This is a genomic window from Acidiphilium sp. JA12-A1 (genome assembly GCF_000724705.2).
Classification (GTDB): domain Bacteria; phylum Pseudomonadota; class Alphaproteobacteria; order Acetobacterales; family Acetobacteraceae; genus Acidiphilium; species Acidiphilium multivorum.
In genome coordinates, this window is the sequence record NZ_JFHO01000160.1 from 1 (window position 1) to 255 (window position 255).

Annotated in this window: 1 pseudogene; it reads right to left on the bottom strand. The window is 79.2% G+C overall.

The features are described from left to right. Positions 1–255, bottom strand: a pseudogene (locus RT91_RS18880) (ATP-dependent helicase HrpB); the annotation flags it as partial.

A 255-nucleotide genomic window follows, 5' to 3' on the forward strand; every position in this document is an offset into this window, starting at 1 on the left:
CGCCCAGCGCGGCGACGGCGAGCATCGGCGCGCGCGCCAGCGGATCGGCCGGGTCGAGTTTCGCGCCGCCCCCCTCGCTGAGCCGGAAACTGCCAGGCTCGCCGCGGCGCACGCCGATCCGGTCGGGAAAGCCGGCGGCGATCAGCACGGCGGGGTCGCCGCCGGCTTGCGTATCCCGCCGCAGCCCGAGCCGCCCGCGATAGGTGCCCGCCGCCTGGCGGATCCGCGCGATCACCCCGCGATCGCCGCCGCCGC